Origin of the sequence: Methylobacterium sp. Leaf94, assembly GCF_001426045.1 — a bacterium.
In the GTDB taxonomy this organism is placed as follows: Bacteria; Pseudomonadota; Alphaproteobacteria; order Rhizobiales; family Beijerinckiaceae; genus Methylobacterium.
In genome coordinates this window covers 1-4,377 of record NZ_LMRM01000051.1, presented here as the reverse complement: position 1 = coordinate 4,377, position 4,377 = coordinate 1, and the positions used below count along the sequence as shown (strand labels likewise).

General features: G+C 58.6%; 5 protein-coding genes. All 5 read left to right on the top strand.

The genetic code is table 11. The features are described from left to right. The coding region (locus ASG63_RS25605; RefSeq protein ID WP_200957568.1) for an Ig-like domain-containing protein at positions 1-1,486 on the top strand (1,486 nt) is incomplete at its 5' end. A 227-nt stretch (positions 1,487-1,713) separates the two neighbouring features. After that, a complete protein-coding gene (locus ASG63_RS19745) occupies positions 1,714-2,073 on the top strand; it encodes a hypothetical protein (RefSeq protein ID WP_156394267.1) in 360 nt (119 codons plus the stop codon). Then, positions 2,070-2,672 carry a TadE/TadG family type IV pilus assembly protein gene (locus ASG63_RS24670; RefSeq protein ID WP_082559417.1) on the top strand — a complete coding sequence of 201 codons (603 nt, stop codon included), beginning with the start codon at positions 2,070-2,072 and terminating at the stop codon, positions 2,670-2,672. The genes ASG63_RS19745 and ASG63_RS24670 overlap by 4 nt, the downstream gene beginning before the upstream one ends. Continuing rightward, positions 2,672-3,202 (top strand): TadE/TadG family type IV pilus assembly protein, encoded by a 531-nt coding sequence (locus ASG63_RS19740; protein ID WP_056220555.1) that lies wholly within the window; start codon positions 2,672-2,674, stop codon positions 3,200-3,202. The genes ASG63_RS24670 and ASG63_RS19740 overlap by 1 nt, the downstream gene beginning before the upstream one ends. A gap of 10 nt (positions 3,203-3,212) precedes the next feature. Beyond that, positions 3,213-4,217, top strand: coding sequence for a TadE/TadG family type IV pilus assembly protein (locus tag ASG63_RS24665; protein ID WP_162248657.1), 1,005 nt, complete (start codon positions 3,213-3,215; stop codon positions 4,215-4,217). The last annotated feature ends 160 nt before the right edge of the window (positions 4,218-4,377 follow it).

Here is a 4,377-nt window from a genome sequence, read left to right as displayed (position 1 = left end):
CACGGGGACGGCCGAGGCCGGCGCCACCGTCACCATCGCGGACAACGGCACCGTGCTCGGCACGGCGCTGGCCGGGACGGATGGACGCTTCAGCTTCACGCCCACCACCCCGCTGGCGGACGGCAACAACGTCCTGACGGCCACCGCTGCCGATGCGGCCGGCAACGTGGGCACGGGCTCCGCCCCAGTGACCCTGACAATCGACGCAGCCAGTGCCGGTAACGCTGCGCCGCATGCGGTATCGGATGGAGTTTCGACGGTGACACATGCACCGGCAGTGACGGGCAACGTACTCAGCAACGACACCGACCCGAATGCCGGCGATGTACTACACGTGACCTCGGTACGCTTCGCCAACGGCGTGACCGTTGAGGTTCCCAAGAGCGGTACCGCCACAGTCGTCTCGGACCACGGCACTCTTCAGATCTCCGCGGACGGGCACTACAGCTATCAGGCGATCGGAGCCAACAACGTCGGCAACGGTGTGCAGGCGCCGACTGAGGGATTCACGTACACCGTCTCGGATGGACAGGGTCTATCGAGCTCGGCGGTCCTCAGCGTCTCCCTGCAGGGTGTCGCTCCAGTTACCGAGGCAACGTTCGGCTTTGCCTTCGTCGATGCTCATGTGACTTTGGCTGGGGAGGCTCTCGTCCTTACGGGTCCGGACGGAGCGCGCCACGACATCAGCGGCATCGGCACCCTCCACTTCACGGATGGTACGATCCAAGAGAACGACGGGCACTCGCTTGTAGATGACGTTTGGTACCTGTCGAACAATCTAGATGTGTGGAAGGCCCATGTTGATGCCGACACACACTACGAAACGTTCGGCTGGCAGGAGGGACGCGATCCGAACGCTTACTTCCATACTCGCGAGTACTTGGCTGAAAATCCAGATGTGGCTGCGGCCGGGGTCAATCCCTTAGAGCACTACTTCAACTACGGCGAACGTGAGGGCCGCAGTCCAAGCTCTGAATTCTCACCTGAGGCGTATCTGTCCCTGAATCCTGATGTCAAAGCGGCTGGAGCTAATGCGCTGGAGCATTACCTTCAGCATGGTCAGAGGGAAGGCCGTACCGTTTACGAAGGCGAGAGTTCCCACATTATCAGAGACTTCGACGTTGAGTTCTACCTTGCCGAGAATCCCGACGTCGCTGCGATGGCAGCTCAAACTGCGACGCGCGGTGTCACGCCCGAGAGCATTGCCTTCCGGCACTATCTCGACTTCGGCGCCAAGGAAGGACGGGCACCCAATGAGCTCTTTGACCCGGCCGCCTACCTCGCCGCGAACCCCGATGTCGCTGCCAGCGGCACAAATCCTTTGATCCATTACCAGGAGTATGGATGGCGCGAGGGTCGCGATCCGGGACCCAGCTTCCACACGAACGCTTACCTCGAAGCGAATCCGGATGTTGCCGCCGCTGGCATAGATCCGCTGCACCACTTCCTCGAGTTCGGCATGAAGGAAGGCCGTCTGCCGGTCTGACCCCTAGCCAGCATGGAATCCGCGATGACCGTTGCAGACTCCTTCTGAAACGCCTCGGCCTGATCGAACGAACTCGGCGTTCGGTCAGGTCAGAGGAACGTTGCCCGTAAGCCAAGCCTCGTCAATGCGGACGCGCCATCGGGCGAGCTCAGGATCACCGGCCCAAGAGCCAAACAGCATCAAATCGAGGTACTGCCATCATGGTCCCCGCCAACGATTTCAGCTCCATGTCGAACGTGATCCAGATCCGGCGAACCCTTCAGAAAAGTGTAGCGCAGCTCATGGATGCGCAGGACTACATCGTGGGCCAGGTCGCAGCCCTGCAGGCCATCGAACGTCAGGTGAGAGCTCTGGCGTTGCGGGAAAGTGCGCACGTCCTCGAAGCGGAAGGGCAGACGGACGATCTCGATCGTCTGAGTGACCTGCAGACGGCAACCAATGCCAATTTCCGGCAGATGCAAGACTCCTATGCGGGCTTGCGTGCGCAAATCCTTACCCTGATGGGGCAGCACGAACAGCTCTACAATTCTACCTTCGTTCGGAGCACGTGCGATCCGGATCCAGCCAGCTTCAGCAATCCAGAATGAAGATTGGTTCGACGATCTCGGTCGATCGTCTCGGCACGGATCACAATATCAAGAGAGCACAGATGCATCGCTCGTGCACAACTGTTTTCCTCCGAGTACGCACCGGGTTGCACCGCAGCCGCCAGCTGTGGACCAACTTCATCGGCGATAGGCGCGCGGCGACAGCCGTCGAGGTCGCGCTGATCACTCCGTGCTTCTTGGCGATGATCCTCGCCTGGATCGAAGTTGGTTTGTGCCTGCTGATGCTGAGCACCTTGGATAACGCGGCGCGTGATGCAAGTCGGCTGCTAAGGATCGGATCGGTGAATGAGGCAACCTTTAAGGCGGCGATCTGCGCGAAGGCTTCACCGTTTATTCCTTGTGATAAGATCGTCTATTATGTTCAATCGGGTACAAGCTTTGCGAGCCTTTCGCCTGCAATATCAACTAGCACTGGAACATTGAGTAAGACCGGATTCGCTTCCGGCAGCTCTGGATCTGACGTCGTGATTCAGATTGGCTATAGTAAGGCGCCAGTATCAGGTCTTCTGAAGGGTGTTGGCTTTGATGCGAACGTTCTTCTATTGACAACTTTGTCATTTCAGAACGAGCCTTACTGATGTGCTACCTGACAAGAAAGTATTGGTCTGACGAAGCTGGCGTCGGCGCGGTTGAGTTCGCACTGATTGCTCCGTTTATCCTGATCGCGATGCTCGGCAGCTTCCAGGTCTTCGCGCTTGCGCGCGCACGGATGCTCGCCGGTGCTGCCACGCGCAACCTCGCGGATCTCGTTTCGCAGCAGGCGAGCGTCACGGCCTCGGAGGTCGCGGATTACTGCAGAGGTGCCAAGCTTTCTCTGCTACCGCTCGACACCACGGGCTTTGCAGCATCGGTTGCTAGCGTGAGTTACGTCAACACGGTACGGAAAGTCGACTGGACTAACACGAGTTGCGGCATTGTCTCAGCGATCGCCAATGCTGCTAGCGATGCCGCGTCCGTTACGACTGCTTCCGGCGACAGCGTGATCGTTGTCAAGGCGAGCTTCCGTTACGCATCACCTTTGACCTTTCCGCTTGCATTGAACGTGACCTTCTCGGTCTCCGCCCTGGCGCGTCCGCGCGCCGGAGCAGCCGTTACATACGGCAGCTAAAAGCATGCGGATGCCGGTCGCCTTCTCGCCACGCGACACACTTCGCTATTTCTCGAGTGATTGCAGGGGTACTTTTGCTGTCTGGTTCGGGGTGATGCTCGTTCCTGTGCTGCTCATCGCGGGAGGTGGTCTCGACATGATGCGGGCGGTCCAACTTCGCTCAGAGCTTCAGGCGGCGACTGACAGCGCGGCATTGGCGGGCGCTTCCGTCTACGTTTCGGCCACCGCAAGTTCAACGGCTCAGGCGACCGCCACTCGCTTCATGGCCAGTGCTATCGCACGGATGCCCTATGCATCGAACGCGACCTTCACCGTAACGCCGAGTCTAGCGAACGCAGCTGTCTACAGCGTCGCCGTGGCGGCTCAGGCGCGGGTCCCGAACTCCATCCTTTCGATGGTGCTCAGCGAGACTGCCGTCACAGTCATGTCGGAGGCACGAAGCGCCGGCTATAAGCTGGCATTCTCACTGTCGAGCTTCGCCAGCAATTCTGCTGATGCGAACAGTATCTACTGGTACGTCGTGCCAGCTAACAACGGAGTTCCCAATAACAGTGACTTGAATCTACTTTTTTCCAACACATCAGGTAGCAGTTCCAAAGATATTTCCGCCATTATCGGAACGGGGCAGAAGATCGGGTTCGCTTTGGAGAACGTTACGGGTGGAATCTCGAGCTATGGCCGCAATGGCTATGGTGCCGCTCCTGGAAGCAGCCACATCTTCTACTCCCATCTTGTTCCGCCGTCCTCCGCCGCCTATGCGTTGCAACTGTTCAACTGTAGCCTTCAAACGGCAACGCAGGGCGGACTGCTCAGTAACGGCTTTTGCTCACTGGGCGCTCCAAGCAACGCAACAGTCAATTGCAATCAGACGCCTGGCAGGAAGATCACCTACAAATGGAATGACATGGGCGGGTTGATTGACGACAAGGACTACAACGATGCCGTTTTTAACGTGACCTGTTCCAGCTCCTCATCTGGAGCGGACGCCGCAAATAGCGTGGTATTGACACGCTGACGTTTCGGCCTGCCCCCATTCGGTAGCACAGGTTCGAAGTTAGTGCATTGTCGGTCTGGAGTTGACCCCGTTTGTGGTCCACGGCCTATGCAAGTTCTCGGGCTATGGCAGCTTGGTTGGCGAAGGCTCGAGGCGTCAAGCCGCCCAGAGCCATATGGGG